This is a genomic window from Antarcticimicrobium luteum (genome assembly GCF_004358185.1).
Lineage (GTDB): Bacteria > Pseudomonadota > Alphaproteobacteria > Rhodobacterales > Rhodobacteraceae > Antarcticimicrobium > Antarcticimicrobium luteum.
In genome coordinates this window covers 32,631-56,398 of sequence record NZ_SMUV01000059.1, presented here as the reverse complement: position 1 = coordinate 56,398, position 23,768 = coordinate 32,631, and the positions used below count along the sequence as shown (strand labels likewise).

General features: G+C 67.8%; 22 protein-coding genes and 1 riboswitch. Of the genes, 11 read left to right on the top strand and 11 right to left on the bottom strand.

Features of this window, described 5'->3' with window-relative positions; all coding sequences use genetic code 11:
* Nucleotides 1-65: 65 nt before the first annotated feature.
* Nucleotides 66-1,166 (bottom strand): ABC transporter ATP-binding protein, encoded by a 1,101-nt coding sequence (locus tag E1832_RS07710; protein ID WP_133359159.1) that lies wholly within the window; start codon nucleotides 1,164-1,166, stop codon nucleotides 66-68.
* Nucleotides 1,167-1,469: 303 nt separating this feature from the next.
* Here E1832_RS07710 and E1832_RS07705 point away from each other — a divergent pair, with 303 nt between their 5' ends.
* Both E1832_RS07705 and argE read left to right on the top strand, forming a co-directional pair.
* A complete protein-coding gene (locus E1832_RS07705; protein WP_133359158.1) occupies nucleotides 1,470-2,654 on the top strand; it encodes a M24 family metallopeptidase in 1,185 nt (394 codons plus the stop codon).
* Nucleotides 2,651-3,820, top strand: coding sequence for an acetylornithine deacetylase (gene argE / locus E1832_RS07700; protein ID WP_133359157.1), 1,170 nt, complete (start codon nucleotides 2,651-2,653; stop codon nucleotides 3,818-3,820). Before E1832_RS07705 ends, argE begins: the two co-directional genes overlap by 4 nt.
* A 146-nt stretch (nucleotides 3,821-3,966) precedes the next feature.
* On the opposite strand, the gene E1832_RS07695 is transcribed toward argE, so the two are convergent.
* Nucleotides 3,967-4,833, bottom strand: coding sequence for a branched-chain amino acid aminotransferase (locus E1832_RS07695; protein ID WP_133359156.1), 867 nt, complete (start codon nucleotides 4,831-4,833; stop codon nucleotides 3,967-3,969).
* Between the two features lie 165 nt (nucleotides 4,834-4,998).
* Here E1832_RS07695 and E1832_RS07690 point away from each other — a divergent pair, with 165 nt between their 5' ends.
* From E1832_RS07690 to dxs, 6 genes are all read left to right on the top strand, one after another.
* Nucleotides 4,999-5,511, top strand: a complete 513-nt coding sequence (locus E1832_RS07690) for a MarR family winged helix-turn-helix transcriptional regulator (RefSeq protein ID WP_133359155.1) — start codon at nucleotides 4,999-5,001, stop codon at nucleotides 5,509-5,511.
* Nucleotides 5,508-6,209 (top strand): response regulator, encoded by a 702-nt coding sequence (locus E1832_RS07685; RefSeq protein ID WP_133359154.1) that lies wholly within the window; start codon nucleotides 5,508-5,510, stop codon nucleotides 6,207-6,209. Before E1832_RS07690 ends, E1832_RS07685 begins: the two co-directional genes overlap by 4 nt.
* 98 nt (nucleotides 6,210-6,307) lie before the next feature.
* Nucleotides 6,308-7,234 carry a histone deacetylase family protein gene (locus E1832_RS07680; protein ID WP_133359153.1) on the top strand — a complete coding sequence of 309 codons (927 nt, stop codon included), beginning with the start codon at nucleotides 6,308-6,310 and terminating at the stop codon, nucleotides 7,232-7,234.
* Nucleotides 7,231-7,473: an exodeoxyribonuclease VII small subunit gene (locus E1832_RS07675; RefSeq protein WP_133359152.1), complete on the top strand. Its 243-nt coding sequence runs from the start codon at nucleotides 7,231-7,233 to the stop codon at nucleotides 7,471-7,473. Before E1832_RS07680 ends, E1832_RS07675 begins: the two co-directional genes overlap by 4 nt.
* Nucleotides 7,474-8,340, top strand: a complete 867-nt coding sequence (locus E1832_RS07670; RefSeq protein WP_133359151.1) for a polyprenyl synthetase family protein — start codon at nucleotides 7,474-7,476, stop codon at nucleotides 8,338-8,340.
* Nucleotides 8,341-8,364: 24 nt separating this feature from the next.
* Complete coding sequence (gene dxs, locus E1832_RS07665; RefSeq protein WP_133359150.1) at nucleotides 8,365-10,293, top strand: 1-deoxy-D-xylulose-5-phosphate synthase; 1,929 nt, start codon at nucleotides 8,365-8,367, stop codon at nucleotides 10,291-10,293.
* Between the two features lie 123 nt (nucleotides 10,294-10,416).
* On the opposite strand, the gene E1832_RS07660 is transcribed toward dxs, so the two are convergent.
* Both E1832_RS07660 and E1832_RS07655 read right to left on the bottom strand, forming a co-directional pair.
* Entirely contained in the window at nucleotides 10,417-11,007 is a 591-nt protein-coding gene (locus E1832_RS07660) for an exopolysaccharide biosynthesis protein (RefSeq protein WP_133359149.1), read from the bottom strand.
* The gene (locus E1832_RS07655; RefSeq protein ID WP_133359148.1) at nucleotides 11,004-11,867 is read right to left on the bottom strand and encodes an SDR family oxidoreductase; all 864 of its coding nucleotides are present in this window, start codon (nucleotides 11,865-11,867) and stop codon (nucleotides 11,004-11,006) included. The genes E1832_RS07660 and E1832_RS07655 overlap by 4 nt, the downstream gene beginning before the upstream one ends.
* A gap of 119 nt (nucleotides 11,868-11,986) precedes the next feature.
* Here E1832_RS07655 and queG point away from each other — a divergent pair, with 119 nt between their 5' ends.
* A complete protein-coding gene (queG, locus tag E1832_RS07650) occupies nucleotides 11,987-13,102 on the top strand; it encodes a tRNA epoxyqueuosine(34) reductase QueG (RefSeq protein ID WP_133359147.1) in 1,116 nt (371 codons plus the stop codon).
* A gap of 30 nt (nucleotides 13,103-13,132) precedes the next feature.
* A complete protein-coding gene (locus tag E1832_RS07645; RefSeq protein ID WP_133359146.1) occupies nucleotides 13,133-15,136 on the top strand; it encodes a hydantoinase/oxoprolinase family protein in 2,004 nt (667 codons plus the stop codon).
* A gap of 303 nt (nucleotides 15,137-15,439) precedes the next feature.
* Here E1832_RS07645 and E1832_RS07640 read toward each other — a convergent pair whose 3' ends face one another.
* The 7 genes from E1832_RS07640 to E1832_RS07610 form a co-directional block, all read right to left on the bottom strand.
* Entirely contained in the window at nucleotides 15,440-16,300 is an 861-nt protein-coding gene (locus E1832_RS07640) for a cytochrome c1 (RefSeq protein ID WP_133359145.1), read from the bottom strand.
* A gap of 18 nt (nucleotides 16,301-16,318) precedes the next feature.
* A complete protein-coding gene (petB, locus tag E1832_RS07635; protein WP_133359144.1) occupies nucleotides 16,319-17,662 on the bottom strand; it encodes a cytochrome b in 1,344 nt (447 codons plus the stop codon).
* A 12-nt stretch (nucleotides 17,663-17,674) separates the two neighbouring features.
* Nucleotides 17,675-18,235 (bottom strand): ubiquinol-cytochrome c reductase iron-sulfur subunit, encoded by a 561-nt coding sequence (gene petA, locus E1832_RS07630; RefSeq protein ID WP_133359143.1) that lies wholly within the window; start codon nucleotides 18,233-18,235, stop codon nucleotides 17,675-17,677.
* A gap of 167 nt (nucleotides 18,236-18,402) precedes the next feature.
* Nucleotides 18,403-19,137, bottom strand: a complete 735-nt coding sequence (locus tag E1832_RS07625; protein ID WP_133359142.1) for a hypothetical protein — start codon at nucleotides 19,135-19,137, stop codon at nucleotides 18,403-18,405.
* 2 nt (nucleotides 19,138-19,139) lie between these two features.
* Nucleotides 19,140-21,602, bottom strand: a complete 2,463-nt coding sequence (locus tag E1832_RS07620) for a Lon protease family protein (protein WP_133359141.1) — start codon at nucleotides 21,600-21,602, stop codon at nucleotides 19,140-19,142.
* An 89-nt stretch (nucleotides 21,603-21,691) separates the two neighbouring features.
* On the bottom strand, nucleotides 21,692-22,297 hold the full coding sequence (locus E1832_RS07615; protein ID WP_133359140.1) for a glutathione S-transferase: 606 nt from the start codon (nucleotides 22,295-22,297) through the stop codon (nucleotides 21,692-21,694).
* 60 nt (nucleotides 22,298-22,357) lie between these two features.
* Nucleotides 22,358-22,993: an FMN-binding negative transcriptional regulator gene (locus E1832_RS07610; protein WP_133359201.1), complete on the bottom strand. Its 636-nt coding sequence runs from the start codon at nucleotides 22,991-22,993 to the stop codon at nucleotides 22,358-22,360.
* Between the two features lie 57 nt (nucleotides 22,994-23,050).
* A riboswitch (FMN riboswitch) is annotated at nucleotides 23,051-23,206 on the top strand.
* A gap of 83 nt (nucleotides 23,207-23,289) precedes the next feature.
* Between E1832_RS07610 and E1832_RS07605 the strand changes: the two genes are divergently transcribed.
* On the top strand, nucleotides 23,290-23,736 hold the full coding sequence (locus tag E1832_RS07605) for a 6,7-dimethyl-8-ribityllumazine synthase (protein WP_133359139.1): 447 nt from the start codon (nucleotides 23,290-23,292) through the stop codon (nucleotides 23,734-23,736).
* Nucleotides 23,737-23,768 lie beyond the last annotated feature (32 nt).

The following is a 23,768-nucleotide window of genomic DNA, read 5'->3' as shown; positions in this document are numbered from 1 at the left end:
TGTGGTTTTCGCGTTTCCTTGTTCCTCCCCGGTCTGTCTGCCGGGGTTGCGGCACATCCGTGCCGCTAGGCGTCGAGCGCCCGGCAATCCTGCGGAAGCCAGCCGATCTCGATCTGTTCGCCCGGCTTCAGCCGGACCTGGTCCGGGGCATTGCGCGACTTGATAATGAAATCATCATTGCCGGCAACGCTCAGACGTGTGCGGAACACGTCGCCCATATAGATGAATTCCTTGACCGTCGCCTTGAGCAGATGCGCCCCTTCCTGCAGGCGGTCCTTCTGGAATTCGACGCGCTCGGGGCGGATCGAAACCTTGGTTCGGTCACCCACCTTGTTGACGTTGACCGGCATGCAGTCGATCACCTCACCGTCGTCAAGCTCGACCAGCGCCAGATTCTCGCTGAGTTCCTTGACGGTGCCTTCGAGCGTGTTGTTCTCGCCGATGAACTGGGCCACGAAACTGTTTTGCGGGCTTTCATAAAGCTCGTCCGGCGGCGCGATCTGCTGGATGCGGCCATCGTCGAACACCGCGACCCGGTCGGACATGGTCAGCGCCTCGGTCTGGTCGTGGGTCACGTAGACCACGGTAATGCCCAGACGGTGTGCCAGGTCGGTGATCTCGAACTGCATCTTTTCGCGCAACTGCTTGTCGAGCGCGCCCAGCGGTTCGTCCATCAGCACCAGCTCGGGCTCGAACACCAGGGCGCGGGCCAGCGCGATCCGCTGCTGCTGACCGCCCGAAAGCTGCGCCGGGCGACGGCCGCCGAAATCGCCCATCTCGACCATGTCGAGCGCCCGCTTGACCTTGGCCTCGCGGTCGGACTTGCCGATCTTGCGAACCTCGAGCGGAAAGCTCAGGTTTTCGTTGATCGTCATGTGCGGGAACAGGGCGTAGTTCTGGAACACCATGCCGATGCCGCGCTTGTGCGGCGGGATGTTGTTGATCGGCCGTCCGTCGAGCTTGATCTCGCCATGGGTGGCGGTTTCGAACCCGGCCAGCATCATCAGGCAGGTGGTCTTGCCGGAGCCTGAGGGGCCAAGCATCGTCAGAAACTCGCCCTTCGGCATTTTCAAGTTGAGATCTTTGACGACTAAAGTTTCGCCATCATAGCTCTTCTGCACACGCTCGAACTCTACGAACGCATCGTTGCTTGATGTATCGGCCAAGAGTGGCTCCCCGTGTAATCGTTATGCTGCGGTCTGCGCCGCTTTCTATAAGGAAATAAAGCCTGTTAGCGCCCGTAGCGCAACCCGTTTACTAAAAAATGCCCCGATCGGTCCTATTCGGAAGCGGTCGGGAGGGCCTCTATAGTGGGTGAAAAACCCGACTCCACAACATGATGCGGCGCCGCTTTCTTAATCAGGGCACATTGCCGTTTCGCGCGCTCTGCACTGGGCAAAAAAAAATTTGCGGGGGCGGCGCGTTGTGCCCATATGGGCCGGTTCCATGACAGATTCACGAGGCGCGAAATGAGTGTGATTGACCTGCCGTTTTCCAGTGCAGAATACCAGCGGCGGCTGAATTTGACGCGCCGAGAGATGGCCGAACGGGGCCTTGATGCGCTGTTCGTCACCGATCCGTCGAATCAGGCCTGGCTGACCGGATACGACGGATGGTCATTTTATGTGCACCAGGGGGTGATCGTCCTTCCGGATCAGGATCCGATCTGGTGGGGCCGCAACCAGGACGCCAACGGCGCGGTGCGCACGGTCTGGATGCCGGAGGACCGGATCTGGAGCTATGCCGACAATTACGTGCAGTCGAGCGAGCGTCACCCGATGCAGGATCTGTCGGCGCGGCTGGCCGGGCTGGGGCTGGAACAGGGCCGGGTCGGGCTGGAGATGGACAATTACTATTTCTCCGCCAAGGCGTTCGAGACCCTCTCGACCACGCTGTCGCAGGTGTTCTGGGTCGATGCCACCGGGCTGGTGAACTGGCAGCGCGGCGTGAAATCGGGCGAGGAGATCGCCTTTATGCGCAAGGCGGCGGCGATTTCGGAAAAGATCGTCGACGGGCTGCTTGAGCGGGTCGAGCCGGGCGTTCCCAAGAACGAGGTGGTTGCCGAGATCTTCCGCGATGCGATTCGCGGCGTCGAGGGGGCCTGGGGCGATTACCCGGCGATTGTGCCGCTGCTGCCATCGGGGCCGGATGCCGCCGCGCCGCATCTGACCTGGGACGGGCGCCCGTTCGAGAACGGACATGCGACGTTCTTCGAGGTCTCGGGCTGTTACCGGCGGTATCACACGCCGTTCTGCCGCACGATCTTTCTGGGCACACCGCCGGATTTCCTGTTGCGGGCCGAGGCGGCGCTGATCGAGGGGCTGGAGGCCGGGTTGGAGGCGGCGCGGCCGGGCAACCGCGCCTGTGACATCGCCAATGCGCTGGCCGAGCCGCTGGAGCGGGCCGGGATCGAACGCGGCGCGCGCTGCGGCTATCCGATCGGGCTGAGCTATCCGCCCGACTGGGGCGAGCGCACCATCTCGCTGCGGGCCGAGGACGAGACCGTGCTGGAGCCGGGGATGACCTTTCATTTCATGCCGGGGCTGTGGATGTTCGACTGGGGGCTGGAGATCACCGAGAGCATCCTGATCCGCGACGAGGGTCCGGCCGAGACCTTCTGCGACCGCCCCAGAAAGATGTTCGTCAAGCCATGAGCACGCGGCTGAACGAGAGCGTGGCGCTGCTGGAGCGGCTGATTTCCTATCCGACGGTGTCGGCGGAGAGCAACCTGGCGCTGATCGCCGATCTGGCGCAGCGGCTGGAGGACAGCGGCGCGCGGGTGGATCTTTTCCGCGACCAGACCGGGCAGAAGGCCAACCTGTTCGCCACCATCGGGCCGGAGGCGCCGGGGGGCATCGTGCTGTCCGGCCATACCGATGTGGTTCCGGTGGCCGACCAGGACTGGAGCAGCGATCCCTTTGCGCTGCGGGCCGAGGACGGGCGGCTTTTCGGGCGCGGCAGTTGCGACATGAAGGGGTTCATCGCCGCCGCCACGGCGATGGCGCCAACCTATGCGCAGGCCAAACTGCGCCGCCCGGTGCATTTCGCCTTTACCTATGACGAGGAGGTCGGCTGCCTTGGCGCCCGCACGCTGGTGCCCGAGCTGGAGAAACGCGGGCTGCGTCCGTCGATGGCGGTGATCGGCGAGCCGACCTCGATGCAGGTGATCGAGGGGCACAAGGGCTGTTGCGAATATACCGTGCGGTTTTCCGGGCTGGAGGGGCACGGATCGTCGCCCGAGCGGGGGGTAAACGCGGCGGAATATGCGGCGCGCTATGTCACGCGGCTGATGGAGCTGCGCCAGGCGCTGATGCTGCGGGCGCCCGGCGACGGCCGGTTCGACCCGCCCTGGACAACACTGAACGTGGGGCGGATCAGCGGCGGGGTGGCGCATAACGTGATCGCCGGCAAGGCCGAGGTCGAATGGGAAATGCGCCCGGTACAGGACGGCGACGTCGATTTCGTCAAGGAGGCGGTGGCGGCCTATGTCGATCACGAGCTGTTGCCGGCGATGCGCGCGGTCTGCGACGAGGCCTGGATAGAGACCGAGGTGATCGGCGAGGTCGCCGGCCTGATCCCGATGGACGACAACGCCGCGCGCGATCTCGTGGCGCGGCTGGTGGGGGCGAACGGGGCGCATGTGGTGCCCTTCGGCACCGAGGCCGGGCTGTTCCAGAAACTGGGCCTGTCGGTGGTGGTCTGCGGGCCGGGCTCGATCGAGCAGGCCCACAAGCCGGACGAGTTCGTCAGCCTCGACCAGATGCAGGCCTGTCTGGACATGCTGGAGAAGCTGGGGAAATCGGCGGCGCTGGTGGGGTAAACGCCGCCTGCTTTCGCTCCGACAGTCTGCCGATCGCCCGGCCGCAGGGCCGGGCGCGCCCCTCCTCAACGCCGCACAAACGAAAGGGGGCGCCGAAACGCCCCCTGCTTTTTCTGTGCAAAAATAACCGGATAGGGCGCTGGCCGTCAGCTGCGCACCAGTTTCTCGTAGCTCTCGGCGATGTCGCGGGTCAGGGCGCCGACCTCGAAGGTATAGTCACCGATCTGGCCCACCGGGGTGACCTCGGCGGCGGTGCCGGTCAGCCAGCATTGTTCGAAGCTTTCCAGCTCGCCCGGCTCGATATGCCGCTCGTGCACCTTGATGCCCTTCTCCTCCAGCATGCCGATCACGGTCTGGCGGGTGATGCCGTTGAGGAAACAGTCCGGCAGCGGCGTATGCACCTCGCCGTCCTTGACGAAGAAGATATTGGCGCCGGTCGCCTCGGCCACATAGCCGCGGTAGTCCATGAACAGCGCGTCCGAACAGCCCTTGGCCTCGGCCGCGTGCTTGGACATGGTGCAGATCATGTAGAGGCCGGCGGCCTTGGCGTTGACCGGGATGGTTTCGGGGCTGGGACGTTTCCATTTGGAGATGTCGAGCTTGGCGCCCTTCATCTTGGCGTCGCCGTAATAGGCGCCCCATTCCCAGCCGGCCACCGCCAGGCGCACCGGGTTGCGGGCGGCCGAGACGCCCATATCCTCGCCGGCGCCGCGCCAGGCCACCGCACGCACATAGGCGTCGGTCCAACCGTTGGCCGCGAGCATGGCGTATTTGGCCGCCTCGATCTCCTCGACCGAATAGGGGATCTCCATGTCCAGCAGCTGCGCCGAGTTGCGCAGGCGCCTGGAGTGCTCCACGCCCTTGAATATCTTGCCGTTATAGCAGCGCTCGCCCTCGAACACCGAGGACGCGTAGTGCATCGCGTGGGTCAGAATATGTACGTTCGCCTCGCGCCAGTCGATCAGCTCGCCATCCATCCAGATCTTGCCGTCGCGGTCATCATATCCCGACATGTCACGCTCTCCATCTGCTTGCGTGGTTTCCGTTTGTTGCATAGTTACGTCCGAAACGGACATAAAGTTGCGCAAAAGATGCGATTCGATACCGGTTCGGTCTTGGAATGTCAACAAGACTGACGTAAACTCGAAGAATGCGCAGGAGCAGTGGGGGAGACGACCATGACGGACGGGCGAACGGCACAGGTCCATAGCGGCGAAAACCTGCTGTTCCTCACCGACGAGCAATTGCGGCAGGGCATCGAGGCGATGTTCTTTGCCTATCGCGGCTTTACCGCCGACCCTGACCGCATTCTGGCCGACATGTCCTATGGCCGGGCGCATCATCGGGCGATCCACTTCATCAACCGCGCGCCGGGGACCACGGTGAACAATCTGCTGGCGATCCTGGGCGTGACCAAGCAATCGCTGAACCGGGTGCTGCGGACGCTGATTGCCGACGGGCTGGTGGAGAGCCGGGTCGGCAACCTCGACAAGCGCGAGCGGCATCTCTATCTGACCGAGGCCGGTCACGAGCTGGAGGCGCAGCTGTCCGACGCCCAGCGCGCCCGGATGCGCGCCGCCTTCCGCGATGCCGGGCCGGAGGCGGTGGCGGGGTTCCGCAGGGTGCTGGAGGCGATGATGGATGCCGATATGCGCCGCGCCTATACCCGGCTGAGGGATACCGTCGGATGAGCGGAATGGACGCGCACCTGCTGATCGTGGACGACGACGAGCGGATCCGTGATCTGCTTCGCAAGTTCTTGATGCGGCACGGCTTTCTTGTGACCGCAGCGCGCGACGCGCAACACGCGCGGCGGGTGCTGGCGGGGCTGGAGTTCGACCTGATCGTGATGGATGTGATGATGCCCGGCGAGGACGGCGTGAGCCTGACGCGGGCGCTGCGCGAAACACTCGACACGCCGATCCTGCTGCTGACCGCGCGGGGCGAGACCGAGCATCGCATCGCCGGGCTGGAGGCGGGCGCCGACGATTACCTGGCCAAGCCGTTCGAGCCCAAGGAACTGCTGCTCAGGATCAATGCGATCCTGCGGCGGATGCCCGACATCCCGGCGGCGCAGACGGTGCCGAAGATCCTGCATCTGGGGCCGATCCGCTATGATATCGAGCGCGGCGAGATGTGGCAGGGCGAGGCGCTGGTGCGGCTGACCGCGACCGAGAGCCAGCTGATGCGGATCTTTTCCGCCTGCCCCGGCGAGCCGGTGAGCCGCGCCAAGCTGGTCGAGGATCTGGGCCGCGACCGCGGCCAGGCGCAGGAACGCGCGGTGGATGTGCAGATCACCCGGCTGCGGCGCAAGATCGAGCCGGACCCGAAACAGCCGCGCTATTTGCAGACCGTGCGCGGGGCGGGCTATATGCTGGCGCCGGACTGAGGGTGCGGACCGCCGCGCGGCGATTTCAGGCCTCGGGCAGGAATATTTTCAGCCAGAAAAAGACGCGGGAGACGCCGCGCGATCATTTGGGAGAGCCGATGACCACCGCCCTGATCACCCATGCCGACTGCCTTGCGCATGTCACGCCCGAGGGCCATCCCGAACAGGTGGCGCGGCTGGAGCATGTGCTGAATGCGCTGGAACCGCTGGATCTGAAACGGGTGACCGCGCCGCTGGCCGCCGAGGACGATGTGCTGCGGCTGCATCCGAAATCCTATCTGGACGAGCTGCGCGATACGCTGCCCGAAGAGGGGATCGTGCAGCTGGACGCCGACACCTGGATGTCGCCCGGATCGTTGCAGGCGGCCTATCGCGGGGTCGGCGGCGCGCTACGGGCCGTCGACATGGTGCTGGGCGGCGAGGTCGGCAATGCCTTTTGCGCCACCCGTCCGCCGGGGCACCATGCCGAGGCCGAGACACCGATGGGATTCTGCCTGTTCGGCACCGCCGCGCTGGCGGCGCAATACGCGCTGGACCATCACCGGCTGGCGCGCGTGGCGGTGGTGGATTTCGACGTGCATCACGGCAACGGCACGCAGGAGTTGCTGAGCGGCGAGCCGCGCGCGCTGGTGATCACCAGCCAGCAGGTGCCGCTCTGGCCCGGCACCGGCATGGCGGATGAGACCGGCGGGCACAACAACGTGCTGAACCTGCCCCTGCCACCAGGCAGCGGCAGCGCCGAGATGCGCGCCGCCTGGAGCGGGCCGGCGACCGCGCGGCTGCGGGCGTTCCGCCCCGAGCTGATCGTGATCTCGGCCGGGTTCGACGCCCACCGCGACGACCCGCTGGCGCAGCTTCTCTGGGAGGATGAGGATTACATCTGGATCACCGCGCATCTGTGCGATCTGGCCGAGGAATTATGCGGCGGGCGCATCGTCTCGACTCTCGAAGGCGGGTATGATCTGAACACGCTTGCCAGGCTGGCAAAGTGCCATGTGGAAGAACTGATAAAGGCCGCGACATGACTGATACCCCCGTCCAAGAGATGAGCTTTGAACAGGCGATGAAAGAGCTGGAGACGGTGGTCGACCGGCTGGAGCGCGGCGAGGTGGCGCTGGAGGAATCAATCACGCTGTATGAGCGGGGCGCGCAGTTGAAGAAGCGGTGCGAGGACGAGCTGAAGCGCGCCGAGGAAAAGGTGGCGGCGATCACGCTGGACACGGACGGCAACCCGACGGGCACGACACCGGTCGAAGGCGCGTAAATGTTCGCGGACCGGCTGGCCGGGGATGCGGCGCGCATCCAGGCGCATTTCGATCAGGTTCTGGCCGGGCTCGATGCCCTGCCGGTGGCGCAGGCGATGGCCTATGCGACCGCGGGCGGAAAGCGGCTGCGCGGGTTTCTGGTGCTGGAGGGGGCGCGGCTGCATGGCGTGGGCCCGGAGCGGGCGATCTGGCCCGCCTGCGCGATCGAGGCGCTGCATGCCTATTCCCTCGTGCATGACGATCTGCCCTGCATGGACGACGACGATCTGCGCCGCGGCCGTCCCACGGTGCATGTGAAATGGAACGAGGGCACCGCGGTGCTGGCCGGCGACGCGCTGCAGGCGCTGGCCTTCGAGCTGGCGGCGCATGAGGACTGCGGGCCGGCGGCCGTGCGGGCCGATCTGGCGCTGAGCCTCGCGCGCGCCTCGGGGGCGCGGGGCATGGTGCTGGGACAGGCGCTGGATATTGCCGCGGAAGAGGCCCCCGCGCCGCTGTCGCTGGAGCAGATCACCCGGCTGCAGGCGGGCAAGACCGGGGCGCTGATCGAATGGGCGGCCTGCGCCGGGGCGCGGCTGGCCGGGGCGGAGACCGCGCCCCTTGCCCGATATGCGGGTGCGCTGGGCCTTGCCTTTCAGATCGCCGACGACATCTTGGATGAAGAGGGCGATGCGGAAAAGGCGGGCAAACGCCTGCGCAAGGATGCCGAGGCGGGCAAAGCGACCTTTGTTTCTCTGCTGGGGCTTGAGGGCGCGCGATCCCGGGCCAAAGAGCTGGCGGAGGCGGCCGAGGCGGCGCTGGAAGCCTACGGCGCGCAGGCCGATCCCTTGCGGGAGGCCGCGCGCTTCGTTATCTCGCGCGACAGCTAGTCCCTGCCCCCGAAGGAGGCGCAGATGCCAGACCGACCGAACACACCGCTGCTGGACGGGATCGAGAGCCCGGCCGACATGAAGCGGCTGAGCGACGGACAGCTGATCCAGCTGGCCGCCGAACTGCGCGCCGAGACCATCGCGGCGGTCAGCGTGACCGGCGGGCATCTGGGTGCCGGGCTGGGGGTGGTCGAGCTTACCGTGGCGCTGCACGCGGTGTTCGACACGCCGCGCGACAAGGTGATCTGGGACGTCGGCCACCAATGTTATCCGCATAAGATCCTGACCGGGCGGCGCGACCGCATCCGCACCCTGCGGCAGAAGGGGGGCCTGAGCGGGTTCACCAAGCGCAGCGAGAGCCCCTATGACCCGTTCGGGGCGGCGCATAGTTCGACCTCGATCAGCGCCGCTTTGGGCTTTGCCGTGGCGCGCGATCTGGGCGGGGTGGTGCCCGAGGGGCTGGGCGATGCGATCGCTGTGATCGGCGACGGCGCGATGAGCGCGGGCATGGCCTTTGAGGCGATGAACAACGCGGGCCACCTGAAAAAGCGGATGATCGTCATCCTCAACGACAATGAGATGAGCATCGCGCCCCCGGTCGGCGCGCTGTCGTCGTACCTGTCGCGGCTGTATGCCGAGGAGCCGTTCCAGGAACTGAAGGCGGCCGCCAAGGGCGCGGTGAGCCTGCTGCCCGAGCCGCTGCGCGAGGGCGCCAAGCGGGCCAAGGACATGCTCAAGGGCATGGCGATGGGCGGCACGCTGTTCGAGGCGCTGGGGTTTTCCTATATCGGGCCGATCGACGGGCACGACCTGCACCAGATCCTGCCGATCCTGCGGATGGTCAAGGCCCGGGGCACCGGGCCGATCCTGATCCATGCGCTGACCAAGAAGGGCAAGGGGTACGCTCCGGCCGAACAGGCCCGCGACAGGGGCCATGCCACCGGCAAATTCGACGTGGTGACCGGCGAGCAGAAGAAGATGCCGTCGAACGCGCCGAGCTATACCTCGGTCTTTGGCAAGACTCTGGTCGAGGAGGCGGCGCGCGACGACAAGATCGTGGCGGTGACGGCGGCGATGCCGGATGGCACCGGCCTCAACCTGTTTGCCGAACGCTACCCGTCGCGCTGTTTCGACGTGGGCATCGCCGAGCAGCACGGGGTGACCTTTGCCGCCGCGCTGGCGGCGGGGGGGATGAAACCCTTTTGCGCGATGTATTCGACGTTCTTGCAGCGCGGCTATGACCAGGTGGTGCATGACGTGGCGATCCAGCGGCTGCCGGTGCGCTTTGCCATCGACCGGGCCGGGCTGGTGGGGGCCGACGGGGCCACCCATGCGGGCGCCTTTGACATCGCCTATATGGCCAACCTGCCGGGCATGGTGGTGATGGCCGCCGCCGACGAGGCCGAGCTGAAACATATGGTCGCCACCGCCGCCGCGCATGACGACGGACCCATCGCCTTTCGCTATCCGCGCGGGGAAGGGGTCGGGGTGGAGATGCCCGAGCGCGGCGAGGTGCTGGAGATCGGCAAGGGCCGCGTGGTCCGCGAAGGCGACCGGGTGGCGATCCTGTCCTTTGGCACCCGTCTGGCCGAGGTGTTGAAAGCCGCCGAGGCGCTCTCGGCGCGGGGGATCGCGCCGACGGTGGCCGACGCGCGGTTCGCCAAACCGCTGGACCGCGATCTGATCCTGCGGCTCGTCGCACGGCACGAGGCGCTGATCACCATCGAAGAGGGCGCGCTGGGCGGCTTTGGCAGCCATGTCGCGCAGCTTCTGGCCGAGGCGGGGGTGTTCGACGGCGGGTTCAAATACCGCTCGATGGTGCTGCCGGACAGTTTCATCGACCAGGCCAGCGCCGAGGACATGTACGCGGTGGCCGGGATGAACGCCGCGCAGATCGAGGCCAGGGTGCTGGAGGTTCTGGGCGTGGCGTCGATCGCGGGGAAGCGGGCGTAATCCCATCCGATCACCGCTGGGGTTATCAGGAACTGCCCGGCGTTTACGCCGGGCCGCGCCGACCCGCCACCCTGGGGCGGCGCGACCGCGCCACCCCGCGGGCCGGCGCGCCCCTCGTCTCTTTCAGCCCCCCACCACCGCCACCGCCGCCGCGGCCATCGCGCCGCACATGGCATAGCCCAGCAGCACATAGAGCCCGTCATGGGTGAGCAGGCCGAAGGCGATCAGCGCCACCGCGCCGGCGCCGATGGAGGTGACGAAGGGCACCAGCTCCAGCATCGGCCACATCATCGGGATCAGGGTGCACAGGGTGAAGGCCGCCAGCCGCGCCGGGCCGCGGGTGAGGCCGCGCAGGCGGGTGTGGGAATGGCGGTCGATCCAGGCCGCCGGGCGGCGCAGCCAGGCGGTGGCGCGGCGCAGGCGCCCCGCCGCGATCCGCCGCCGCATCAGCGCGCCGGGCAGCCAGAGGTGCCGCCGCCGCGCCAACCCCTGAACCCCCACCAGAACGATCAGCAGCGCCGACAGCGTCGGCACGCCCGGAATGCCCGAGGCGGGCGAAACCAGCAGCACCGCGACGGCCAGGATGATCGGCGTGAAGGAACGTTCGCCTATCTGTTCCAGCATGTCGGCGACGCTGACGCTGGGACCGGTGGCCGCCGCATCCAGCGCGTCGAGCAGGGCGGTCAGGCTGTGGGGCCGGCTGCCACCGCTCATGCGTCGCCGTCCTGGTCCAGCAGCGCCGCCAACCCCTCGCGGTAGGTGGGATAGCGCAGGCGCACGCCCAGCTCGCGCTTGATGCGGTTGTTGCTGACCTTCTTGCTCTCGGCATAGAAGCTGCGCGCCATCGGGGTCATCGCGGCGGTTTCGAAATCTTCCGCCGGCGGCAGCGGCAGGTCCAGAAGACGGGCGGCCTCGGCGATCACCTCCTCGGGCGGGGCGGGATCGTCGTCGCAGACATTGTAGACGGCGCCGGGACGCGGATGCAGCAGCGAGGCGGCGAGCACCTGTGCGATGTCCTCCACGTGGGCGCGGGAGAACACCTGGCCCGGTTTGACGATGCGCCGCGCGGTGCCGGTGCGGACCTTCTCGAACGGTCCGCGACCGGGGCCGTAGATGCCGGCGAGGCGAAAGATATGCAGCGGCAGACCGGGGATCGCGGCCCATTGCGCCTCGGCCCCCACCCGCGCCCTGCCGCGCTCGGTGGCGGGGGCAAGGGGGGTGTCCTCATCGACCCAGCCGCCCTGATGGTCGCCATAGACGCCGGTGGTCGAAAGATAGCCGACCCAGTGCAGCTGCGCGGCACGTTGCGCGATCTGATCGCCCAGCGCGGCAAGCACCGGATCGCCCGCGGGCCCCGGCGCGGCGGAGATCAGCAGATGGCTGGCCTGATCCAGCGCCGGCAGCGGGCCGGTGCCGGACCAGATCAGCGGGGTGATACCCTGCGCCTCCAGCGCGGCGGCAGAGTCCGCGGACCGCGTGGTGCCAAGGATGCGCCAGCCCCGCGCCAGGCATGGATGGCGGGCCAGCGCCCGCGCGCAGTATCCCGCGCCAAGACAAAGAAGCGTGTTGCTCATCCCCCTTAGATGCGCGGCGCGCGAGCCGCGTGCAAGCCCCGGCGGGGGTTGATTTCCGCCCCGCGCTGGGCCCTTTTGGCGGGCAGGCGACAGGGCGCCGCCACCCCGGCGAGGTAGGTTTGGACGATGATGCGACATATGGGCTGAAGGCGCGTCTGCTGGCGCAGGCGCGGGAGGAGGGATTCGTCGCCGCCCGCATCTGCCGCCCCTGGGACGTGCCGGAGGTGCCCGGCCGCCTCGCCGGCTTTGTCGAGGCCGGCTATCATGGCCAGATGGGCTGGATGGCGGAGCGGATGCACTGGCGCGGCGATCCCCATGCGCTCTGGCCCGAGGCGCGCTCGGTCCTGATGCTGGCCGAAAGCTACACCCCCGACCATGATCCGCGTGCGATCCTGGACCGGCGCGATTGCGGCGCCATTTCGGTCTATGCGCAGAACCGCGATTACCACGACATCGTTAAGAAACGGCTGAAACGGCTGGCGCGCTGGCTGATCGAAACCGTGGAGAAGGGCGGCAACCGCGATGCAGGTACCGGCAAGTGGGTGCCGCTCCCGGCGCAGACGGCGGACAGGCCCGAGGTCAAGGTCTTTGTCGATACCGCGCCGGTGCCGGAAAAGGCGTTGGCGCAGGCCGCCGGGCTGGGATGGCAGGGCAAGCATACCAATCTGGTCAGCCGGGAATTCGGAAACTGGGCCTTTTTAGGCTCTGTTTTCACCACGCTCGATCTGCCCGCGCACGCGCCGGAGCGGGATCATTGCGGGTCGTGCCGGGCCTGTCTGGATGCCTGCCCGACCGATGCCTTTCCGGCGCCCTACCAGCTCGACGCGCGGCGCTGCATCTCTTACCTGACCATCGAGCATCACGGGCCGATAGACCTGGAGCTGCGCGAGAAGCTCGGCAACCGGATCTATGGCTGCGACGATTGTCTGGCGGCCTGTCCCTGGAACAAGTTCGCGGTGGCGGCCAGCGACATGCGCTATGCCGCGCGGGCGGATCTGGCGGCGCCGAAGCTGGCCGATCTGGCGCAATTGGACGATGCCGGGTTCCGGGCGCTGTTCTCTGGCAGCCCGATCAAGCGGATCGGGCGGGATCGCTTCGTGCGCAATGTGCTTTACGCCATCGGCAATTCGGGCGATGCGGCGCTGGCCGGGGTGGCGCGCGGGCTGACCGGCGATTCCAGCCCGGCGGTCGCGGATGCGGCGCGCTGGGCGGTGGGGCGGCTGACCGGGCGGTGAAAAACAGAGACTAACAAGGGATTATCGGGCATGGCGCTGGCGCTGGGCGTGGATACGGGCGGAACCTATACCGACGCGGTGCTGATCCGCGACGAGGCCGAGGTGGTGGCCAGCGCCAAGGCGCTGACCACGCGCCACGACCTGGCCATCGGCGTGGGCGAGGCGGTGCGCGCGGCGCTGGAACAGGCCGGAGTGGACCCGCGCGAGGTCGGGCTGGCGGCGTTGTCGACGACGCTGGCGACCAATGCGCTGGTCGAGGGCCAGGGCGGGCGCGTGGCACTGGTTCTGATCGGATTCCGGCCCGCCACACTGGAGCGGCCCGATCTGCGCGAGGCGCTGGCGGGCGATCCGGCGGCGGTCATCGCCGGTGGCCACAGCCATGCCGGCGCCGAGGCCGCGGCGCTGGATCTGGAGGCCCTGAACGCCTTTTTAGAGACTGAATCCGGCGTGTCGGGCTATGCGGTGGCAGGACAGTTCGCCACCCGCAACCCAGGCCATGAACTGGCCGCGGCGCGGATCATCGCGGCGCGGACCGGGCGGCCGGTGAGCTGTTCGCACCAGCTTTCGGCGCGGCTGAACGGGCCGAAACGGGCGGTGACCGCGGTGCTGAACGCGCGACTGATCGGCATGATCGACCGGCTGATCGGCCGGGCCGGTGATGTCCTGACCGAGATCGGGGTGACCGCGCCGCTGATGGTGGTGCGCGGCGACGGCGCACTGATGAGCGCGGAGCAGGCCCGCGCCCGGCCGATCGAGACGATCCTCAGCGGACCCGCCGCCTCCATCGTGGGCGCGCGCTGGCTGACCGGAGCCGAGGAGGCGCTGGTCTCGGACATCGGCGGAACCACCACGGATGTGGCCCTGATCCGGGGTGGACGGCCCGCCATCGACCCGGACGGTGCCCAGGTGGGCGGCCATCGCACCATGGTCGAGGCGGTGGCGATGCGCACCAGCGGGCTGGGCGGCGACAGCGAGGTGCGGCTGCGCTCCGAGGGGCTGGCGGGCCGCGTCACGCTGGGCCCGCGCCGGGTGCTGCCGATCGCGCTGATCTCGGCCGAGGGTGGCGCGGGGGTGCGCGCGGCGCTGGAGGCACAGCTGCGCAGTCCGGTGCCGGGCGAACATGACGCCCGCTTTGCCCGGGCGGTGCCGGGGCTGGCGCCGGAGGGGCTGAGCCCGCGCGAGGCGGCGCTGCTGGACCGGCTGGGCGGCGATGTGCTGCCGCTGGCGCGGCTGTTGCGGACCCGGATGGACCAGGGCGCGCTGGACCGGCTGGTGAGCCGGGGGCTGGTACAGCTGGCCGGGGTGACCCCGACGGACGCGAGCCACGGTCTGGGCAGGCTCGACACCTGGGATGCGGCGGCGGCGCGGATGGCGCTGGAGCTGATGGCGCGCAAGCGCACCGGCGGCGGCGGGCCGCTTGCCCCCGGGGCGGATCATCTGGCCCGGATGATCGTCGATCAATTGACCGAGCAGACCGTATCGGCGCTGTTAGAGGCTGCGTTTGCCGAGGAGGGCGATGCCTTTGACCTGCCGCCGGCCGACCTGGCGCGGCACGTGCTGCTGCGCCGGGGGCTGGAGGGCCATCGCGGGTTGCTGGCGCTGGATGCGGCGCTGAACGTGGATGTGGTGGGGCTGGGCGCCTCTGCCGCCAGCTATTATCCGGCGGTGGGGGCGCGGCTGCGCTGCCGGATGATCCTGCCGCCGCACGCCGGGGTGGCCAACGCCATCGGCGCGGTGGTGGGCCGGGTGACAGTGCGGCGCAGCGGCACCGTCACCGCCCCGTCGGAGGGCCGGTTCCGGGCCCATCTGGCGCAAGGCCCGGAGGATTTCCCGGACCCGGAGGCGGCGATGGACCGGCTGGAGGCGGCCCTGCGGCAGGAGGCAGAGGCGGCCGCCCGCGCCGCCGGGGCCGAAGGCATCCATGTGAGCACCGCCCGCGACATCCGTACCGCGCAGGTGGAGGCGCGGGCGGTCTTTGTCGAGGCGATGCTCACCGCCGAGGCCAGCGGCCGTCCGCGGGTGGCGGTGGAGTAGCCTGGTCTCAGGACACCCGGTCCGATCGGTTGCCTCGCGATGAACACGTAGAGCGAGCCGCGCAGGCGCCGGACCGGGGTCTGGCGCCGCAACCTTCGCTCGGCGCACTTTATGGCAGCCAAATCCGGACGACATCCGATTGGCGAGCGTACGTCAGACAAGCGGTGGCCTTCGGCCTTGTTCCGCGCCGGGGAAACGGGCTCGGAGCGGCGTCTGAGCCAGTGTCGCAGGTTGCGCCCCGCAACGAAAAACCCCCGCCGGTGGGGCGGGGGTTCGATGTCTGTTGTGCCTGTCAGGCCCGGATCAGGCGTCGTCGCGCTTGCCCTTGACCGGCGCCCAGAGACGCTTGTTGGTGAGATAGAGCAGCACCGACAGGATGGTCAGGAAGATGACGCCGACCAGGCCGGCCTGCTTGCGCGCCATCATCTTGGGCTCGGCCGCCCACATCAGGAAGGCGGCAACATCCTGCGCCTCGTGATGCAGCTCGTTCGAGTGGCCGTCGGCGAATTCCACATCCTCGCCCGCGAGCGGCGGCGCCATGGCGATCCACGATCCAGGCGCCTTGCGGCCGATCTCGACCCCATGCTCGTCATAGATCTTGCACTCGTCCGGATAGCCGCCGGGGGCGAAAACGGTGTTGTAGTAGCCGTTGAAATCCTCGGGAGCGCAATCCGGGGCCTCTTCGTAACCGGCCAGGATCGAAGCGATGTACTCCGGTCCGCCGATGCCCTTGAACAGCTGGTTGATCCCGGTGCCGTAAGGGCCGTGGAACCCGGCGCGCGACTTGGCCATCAGGCTGAGGTCGGGGGCGCCGGCCGCGGTGTTGGCCGGGAAATGGTCGGTCGGTTTTGCCGGGCGGAAATCCTCCAGCTCGGGGTCGAACACCTCGAAGGTCTGGGCCGCATAGGCGCGGACCTGATCCTCGGGGAGGCTCGGGCCGCCTTCATCCGCAAGGGTGCGGATCGGCACCTGTTTCAGCCCGTGGCAGGCGGCGCAGACCTCGGTATAGATCTGCAGCCCGCGCTGGAGCTGGTTGGTGTCGTATTTGCCGAAAGGCCCTTCGAAGGAGAAGGAGTAATCCTCTACATGCCCGCCGCCACCGGCCGCGAGAGACGCGACAGGGGCCAGGGCAAGGACGGCACCGATTGCAAGTTTCTTGAACATCTTATCCGGTCCCTTTTCTTACTCGGCGGGGGTGGCTGCGGGCGCGGAGGCGTCCGAGGATTTGCCGTAATGCGCCTCGAAGTCGTCCTCGATGGTGGCGGGGATTTCGCCGGGTTTCTCGATCACGCCGAGGATCGGCAGGATGATCAGGAAATAGGCGAACCAATAGGCCGAGGCGATCAGCGAGAAGGAGGCATAGGGCTCTTGGGCCGGCATGGCGCCCAGCCACATCAGCGCCATGAAGTCGATGATCAGCAGATAGAACCACCATTTGAACATCGGCCGGAACTTGCCCGAGCGCACCGAGGAGGTATCGAGCCAGGGGGTCAGCGCCATCACGAGGATCGCGCCGAACATCGCCAGCACGCCGAAGAACTTGGCGTCGACGATACCGCCGGTGATGAAGGAGGCGAACTGCACCACCCAGACCTCGGAGGTGAAGGCGCGCAGGATCGCGTAGAACGGCAGGAAGTACCATTCCGGCACGATATGCGCCGGCGTCACCAGCGGGTTTGCCTCGAGATAGTTATCGGGGTGACCCAGGTAGTTCGGCATGAACCCGACCACCGCCCAGAACACGGTCAGCACCACGGCCAGCGCGAACAGATCCTTGATCACGAAATAGGGCCAGAACGGCAGCGTGTCCTTCTTGACCTCTTCCTTGGAGCCGCGGCGCACCTCGACCCCGGTGGGGTTGTTGTTGCCGGTGGTGTGGAAGGCCCAGATATGCACGACGACCAGCGCCGCGATCACGAAGGGCAGCAGGTAGTGCAGCGAGAAGAAGCGGTTCAGCGTGGCATTGTCCACCGCCGGGCCGCCCAGCAGCCAGGTCTGGATCGACTCGCCGATGAAGGGGATCGCGCCGAACAGGCCGGTGATCACCGTGGCGCCCCAGAACGACATCTGCCCCCAGGGCAGCACGTAGCCCATGAAGCCGGTGGCCATCATGGCGACGAAGATCAGCATCCCGATGATCCAGGTGATCTCGCGCGGGGCCTTGTACGAGCCGTAGAACAGCCCGCGGAACAGGTGGATGTAGACGGCGACAAAGAACAGCGAGGCGCCGTTGGCGTGCAGGTAGCGCAGCATATGGCCACCGTTCACGTTGCGCATGATGTGCTCGACGCTGGCAAAGGCCAGATCGGCGCTGGGGGTGTAATGCATCACCAGGACGATGCCGGTGACGATTTGCAGGACCAGGCAGAAGGCCAGGACAATGCCCCAGATCCACCACCAGTTCAGGTTCTTGGGGGTGGGGATCATGATGGTGTCGTAAAGCAGCCCGACAATCGGCAGGCGGCTGTGAAGCCACTTTTCGCCGCTGGTCTTGGGCTCGTAGTGATCGTGCGGAATTCCGGCCATTTCAGAGCCCCCTTAACCCAGCTTGATGGTGGTTTCGTCGATGAATTCGGCCACCGGAATGTGAAGGTTTTCCGGCGCCGGCCCTTTGCGGATGCGCCCGGCGGTGTCGTAGTGCGACCCGTGGCAGGGGCAGAACCAGCCGTTGAACTCGCCGGCCCCGTCGCCCAGCGGCACGCAGCCCAGATGGGTGCAGACGCCCATCATCACCAGCCATTCGCCGTTCTCGTCCAGGGTACGGTTCTGGTCCGAGGCGTCGGTGCCCGGCTTGTTCGGGTTTTCGGATTTCGGGTCCGTCAGATCCCCCAGCGCCACCTCGCGGGCCTGGGCGATCTCTTCTTCGGTGCGGCGGCGGATGAACACCGGCTTGCCAAGGAACTTCACGCTGATCTGGGTGCCGGTCTCGACGTCGCTCACATCGACGCGGATCGACGACAGCGCCTGCACGTCGGCCGAAGGGTTCATTTGGTTGACCAGCGGCCAGATGGCGGCACCGGCGGTCACAGCACCTGCGCCGGCAGTGGCGTAGTAGAGGAAATCCCTCCGGGTGCCTTCGTGGTCTTCTGCGTGGGACACGAGGTTTTCTCCGATTCCAGCGCCCGCAAGGGGCAGTATGCACGTGCACCGCTGTATACGCGCGGTGTCTCAGGGCGGGTATCTATCGCTGTGAACCGGTTTCGTCCAGCGGGTTTGGCGGATCAAGGAGTCGCAGCCGTGGCGGTTTGACGCAGTTTGGTCACACCTCAGCCGCCCTTCCCCTGCGGCGAAGCGGGGATTTGCGTGCTGTGTTCGACCAGGCTGGGGATGCGCGCCGCGCCCAGAACCAGCACCGGGCAGCGCGCGGCGGCAAGCAGCGCGCGGATCTGCGCGGCGGTGCGGAACGGGCCGCCGGCCGCGTCGATCACCACCGCGGCGGCGTGCACCCGCTCCAGCCGCGCCAGGATCTCGTCCTCGGGCAGGCTGTCGCGGATGACCTCGGCCCCGGTGCGCAGCGACTGCGCCAGCGCCCCGGTCAGTTGTCCGACGCCGTCGCCGCCCTCGGCCGCAGGGGCGATGCCCACAACCTTGCCGGCCCGCGCCCCCGAGGGCAGATGCCCGATCAGCAGCCAGTCCCAGCTTTGCGCCGCACCGCACAGCCCGGCCACCGGATCACCGGGCAGGCGGTCGAAACTCCAGCGCAGGGCGCGGCGCGCGGCAAGCTGCCTCAGCCGGTCGCGAAAGGCGCGGGCATCGCTTTGCCACATCAGCCGCAGAACCTGCCGCGAGGGGGCGTCCCGGATCGCGCCGCGCGGACTGACCAGCGCGCTCATCCGCGGGGCGGCGGCCTCCATCAGGCCGCGGTCCTCGACGAAGAGCCCGCCGATATCGGTGATGCCGAATCCGGCGATGCGGTCGAGAATCGCCAGCGCGGCGCGGGCATCGGCATAGCTGCCGGCGCCCACCAGAATGCGTCTGTGCCGCTGTTCCGCATCGACCATGTTCAGCCCCCCTGCCCGTTCGGCGGCTTGTTACCGGCCTGGGCGAATTTGAGGCGCTGGTCGGCAAAGCCGCGCAGCCGGGCCTCGGCCAGCCCGTTGACCGAGTCGGGCGGATAGACGCCGTCGGCGCCGCGGGTGCCGGGATCGCGCCCGGTCAGCACCGCCAGCCCCTCGTCGATGGTGCGGATGGCGATCACCCGGAACGTGCCGTCGCGCACCGCATCGACCACGTCCTGCCGCAGCATCAGGTGATCGACATTCGCCGCCGGGATCATCACCCCCTGCGCGCCGGTCAGCCCCTGATCGAGGCAGGTCTCGAAGAACCCTTCGATCTTTTCGTTGACCCCGCCGATGGCCTGAATCTCGCCGTTCTGGTTGACCGAGCCGGTGACGCCAAAGCCCTGGTCGATCGGCAGGCCGGAGAGCGAGGAGATCAGCGCGAACAGCTCCGCCGCCGAGGCGCTGTCGCCATCGACGCCGCCATAGCTCTGCTCGAACACCAGGCTGGCCTGCAGCGAGTACGGCACATCCAGCGCATAGGTCGCGCTGAGATAGCCGGACAGGATCAGCACCCCCTTGGAATGCAGCGGCCCGCCCAGCTCGACCTCGCGCTCGATGTCGATCAGCTCGCCGCCGCCCATGCGGGTGCGGGCGGTGATCCGCGACGGCCGGCCAAAGCGATAGCCGCCCAGCCCGATCACCGAGAGCCCGTTGACCTGGCCCACCCGCGCGCCGCCGGTGTCGATCAGGATGGTCTTGCGGCGCACCATCTCGCGCATGCGGTCCTTGATGCGCGCGGCGCGGCGGTCGGCCTGACGCACCGCCATGTCCACGTCGGCCGCCTCGATCTGGTCGCGCCGGTTCTGCCCGGCGTAATAATCGGCCTCCCTCAGCAGATCGCCCAGCGCCCCCAGATGCAGGCTGAGCTTGCTGGCGTCCTCGGCCAGGCGCACCGCCTCGTCCATCAGCCGCGCCACGCCGGCGGCCGAGACCGGGTGCAGCCCGTCCTTTGTCGCGCGCATGCCGATCACCCGGGCAAACAGCGCCTGGCTTTCATCGCTGCGCTCGATGCTTTCCTCGAAATCCGCCTGCAGCTTGAACAGCTCGCCGAAATCGGGGTCGAGCGTGACCAGCAGCGCATAGAGCATGCGGTCGCCGATCAGCACCACCCGAAGGTTCATCGGAATCGGGTCAGGCTCCAGCGACGTGGTGGAGACCAGGCTGAGGCGTTCGCCCATCGAGGTGATGGTGATCGACTCGCTTTGCAGACATTGCTTGAGCGCCGGCCAGGCCATCGGCTCGGACAGCAGGCGGCGCGCGTCCAGCACCAGATAGCCGCCGTTGGCGCGGTGCAGCGCGCCGGGCTTGATCATCATGAAATTGGTGAACAGCGCGCCCATCTGCTGCGCATGTTCGATCCGTCCGGTCAGCCGGTCGAGGGTAGGCAGATCCTCGGATTCCAGCGGCGCGCCGTGCGCATCGTCCTCCTCGCGGGTGACCATGACGTTGACCATATAACGCTGGAAGACCGGGTTGCTGTGCGCCTTGTGCACCGATTCCGGGAATGGCCCGTCGGCCTGCTGCTGCTGTTGCATCACGACGAGGAACATCTCGGCGTTGCCGATCAGATCCTCTTCGACCGTCGCCAGATACGCCTGTACCGCATCGAGGCCCGCAAAGGCGTCGCGCGCCTCGCGCAGGCGCGAGGCGACCACCTCGCCCAGCATCTCGGCGTTCAGCGCCTCGATCCGGCGGCGGCGGTCACGGTCGAGCTTGGGGGCGTTTCTCAGTATCTCGGACAGCTCGGCCTGCAACCGGCCGATCTTTTCCTCGATCTGCTTCTGCTCGTCCTCGGGCAGGGTCTCGAAGTGGTCGGTCTTGACCACCTCTCCGTCCTTGATCGCCGCCAGCATGATGCCCATCGGCGTGCGCATCAGCGCCACGTTCTCGGATTTGGCCTTTTCGGCGAACTCCGACATGGCGTGTTCCTGCTGTTCGCCGAACTCCTCGTTGATGGCGCGGTTGGCGGCCTGGTAATCGTCGGATTCGAACAGCGCCGCGATGTCGATCGCCAGATCGTCCACCACGTCCTCCATCTCGTCCTTCAGCTTGCTCGCCACTCCCGGCGGCAGCCGCAGCGCGCGCGGACGGTGCGGCGCATCGAAATTGTTGACATAGGCCCAATCGTCCGGCTCGGGCAGGGTCGCCGCGTGCCTGCCCAGAAAGGCATCGACCGAGGCGCGCCGCCCGGTCCCCGGCGGCCCCTGCACGAAGAGGTTGAAGTCGCTGGCGCGCATCCCGGCGGCGAGGCGGATCGCCTCCATCGCGCGATCCTGCCCGATCAGCCCTTCGATCGGCTCAAGCTCGGCGGTGGTGGCAAAGCCCAGGCTTGCCGGATCGCAGGCCGGCCGCAGCCGGTTTGCGGCGATCGGCTGTCCGGGGTCGGTTTGCGCGTGATCGGTCATCGGCGTCCTCTCCTTGCCTGTGGCATCCTTGCGTGGGCGGCACGGGGCGGGACATGATCTGCGTCAAACGCCTCGGACCGCCGCCGGTCTCAGCCCCCCGGGCGCGTCGCCACCATGGCGGGGCGTTGCCCGAACCCCGCAAACCAGTCGGCCAGCCCCGGGGCCTCGCTGCGCCAGTCGCGGCCGGGGTGACGGAAATCGAGATAGCCCAGCGCGCAGCCGACGGCGATCTGCGCCATGTCGAGCGGACCGTTCAGCTGATCGAGCCAGCGCGCGTCAACCGCCCTGACCGCGCTCAGCGCCTTGGTCCATTGCGCCTCGACCCAGGGCGCATAGCACATCTCTTCGGGGCGCACGCGGCTCTCGTAGACCATCAGCACGGCGGCCTCGAGGATGCCATCGGCGGTCGCCTCCAGCGTGAGGACGTCCCAGAGCCGGTCCGCGGGATAAAGCCCGGCCTGCGCCCGGTCATCGAGAAACCGGGTGATCACCCGGCTGTCATAGAGCGCGCGTCCGTCCTCCAGCACCAGCGCCGGGATCTTGCCCAGCGGGTTGGCCGCCCAGACCGCATCGGCGGTGTTCACCGGGGTGGTGGACACCTCCACCTCCTCGATGTCGTCCTGCTGGCCGGTTTCCCGGATCAACACCGCCACCTTGCGGACAAAGGGAGAGGCGGGGGACATGATCAGTTTCATTGGGGTCGCTCCGTTCGCTGTGTTCGGCGGCAGCCTAGGCGCGGGCGGGGCGGCTGTCCATCATTCCTCCGGGACGTCTCGCATCAGCTCGGCCAGCGCGGAAAGTTCGGCGCCGATGCCGGTTTCCGCCACCCCGTCGGCGGCGGCGAGGCGGGCGGCCCCGGGTCTGTTCTGCGCCAGTTTCCAGGTGCCGTCGATCCCATCCACATGCAGCCGCGCGGGCACGATCATCCGCATCATCCGGTCCAGCGCGGCCCGGTCCACCTTGTCGGCGCGCCATTCCGGTTTCGGCGCCAGCCGGGCCTCGAACTGCGCCGAGAGCCGGTCGAGAAAGCCGCGCAGCTCCTCTTGCGGGCAAAGCTCCAGCCGCCCGGTCAGATGGACGGCGACATAGTTCCAGGTCGGCACCTGGTCCTCCATCCCGTACCAGTCGGGCGAGATATAGCTGTCCGGCCCGCTGACCGCGAGGCGGGCGGGCAGCGGGGATTGGAGCGCCCGGGCGATGGGATTGGAGCGGACCAGATGCAGCTCGGCCATGGCGCCATCGTCCGAGAGCACGAAGGGCACATGCGACAGCATCGGCGCGACCCCCGCCGGATCTGCGACCGCCAGCACGCCGAAGCCGCGGGCGCGGGCGCGGGCGAAACCGATGTTCCGGGCGGCATCGGCGGTGCGGTAGATCGGGTTGGGGTGCATCGGCCTCTCCTTCGTTGCGGCCATGCTTGACCGGCGCGGCGCGCCTTGGCAAGGTCGCGGCGTTCTCAGGGCGGGGTGAAATTCCCCACCGGCGGTATGCGGGGTTTCCCGCGAGCCCGCGAGCGGCCCCCTCCCACAAAACCGGCGGGGGTGTCAGCAGATCCGGTGAGAGGCCGGAGCCGACGGTGAAAGTCCGGATGGAAGAGAACGTGCAGACCGGGACCGCGCGACGCGTGGGTCCGTGCTGTTCGTGATCGCCTTGGGTGACGTGTCGTTCAACCAATGGAGAGATCACGATGACACACACCCGATACGCCTTCGTCAAAGCGCAATGGCACGCCGATGTGGTGGACCGCGCGCTGGAGGGGTTCCTGCAACTGATCCCGGCAAGCCAAGTCGATGTCTTTGACGTGCCCGGCGCCTTCGAGATGCCGCTTCTGGCGCGCGATCTGGCGATGACCGGCAAATACGCCGCCGTGGCCTGCGCCGCGCTGGTGGTGGACGGCGGCATCTATCGGCACGATTTCGTCGCCCGGGCGGTGGTCGACGGGCTGATGCGCGCGGGCCTCGACAGCGGGGTGCCGGTGCTCTCGGTGTCGCTGACGCCGCATCACTATCAGGAGACAGAGCATCACAGCGCCATCTACCGCGCCCATTTCGTGCAAAAGGGGCGCGAGGCGGCAGAGGCGGCGCTGGGTATCGCAAAGACCCGCGCCGCGCTGGTGCCGATGGCGGCGGAATAAGGGCCCCTGCCCCCGTTTCCCGGAACCAGCCG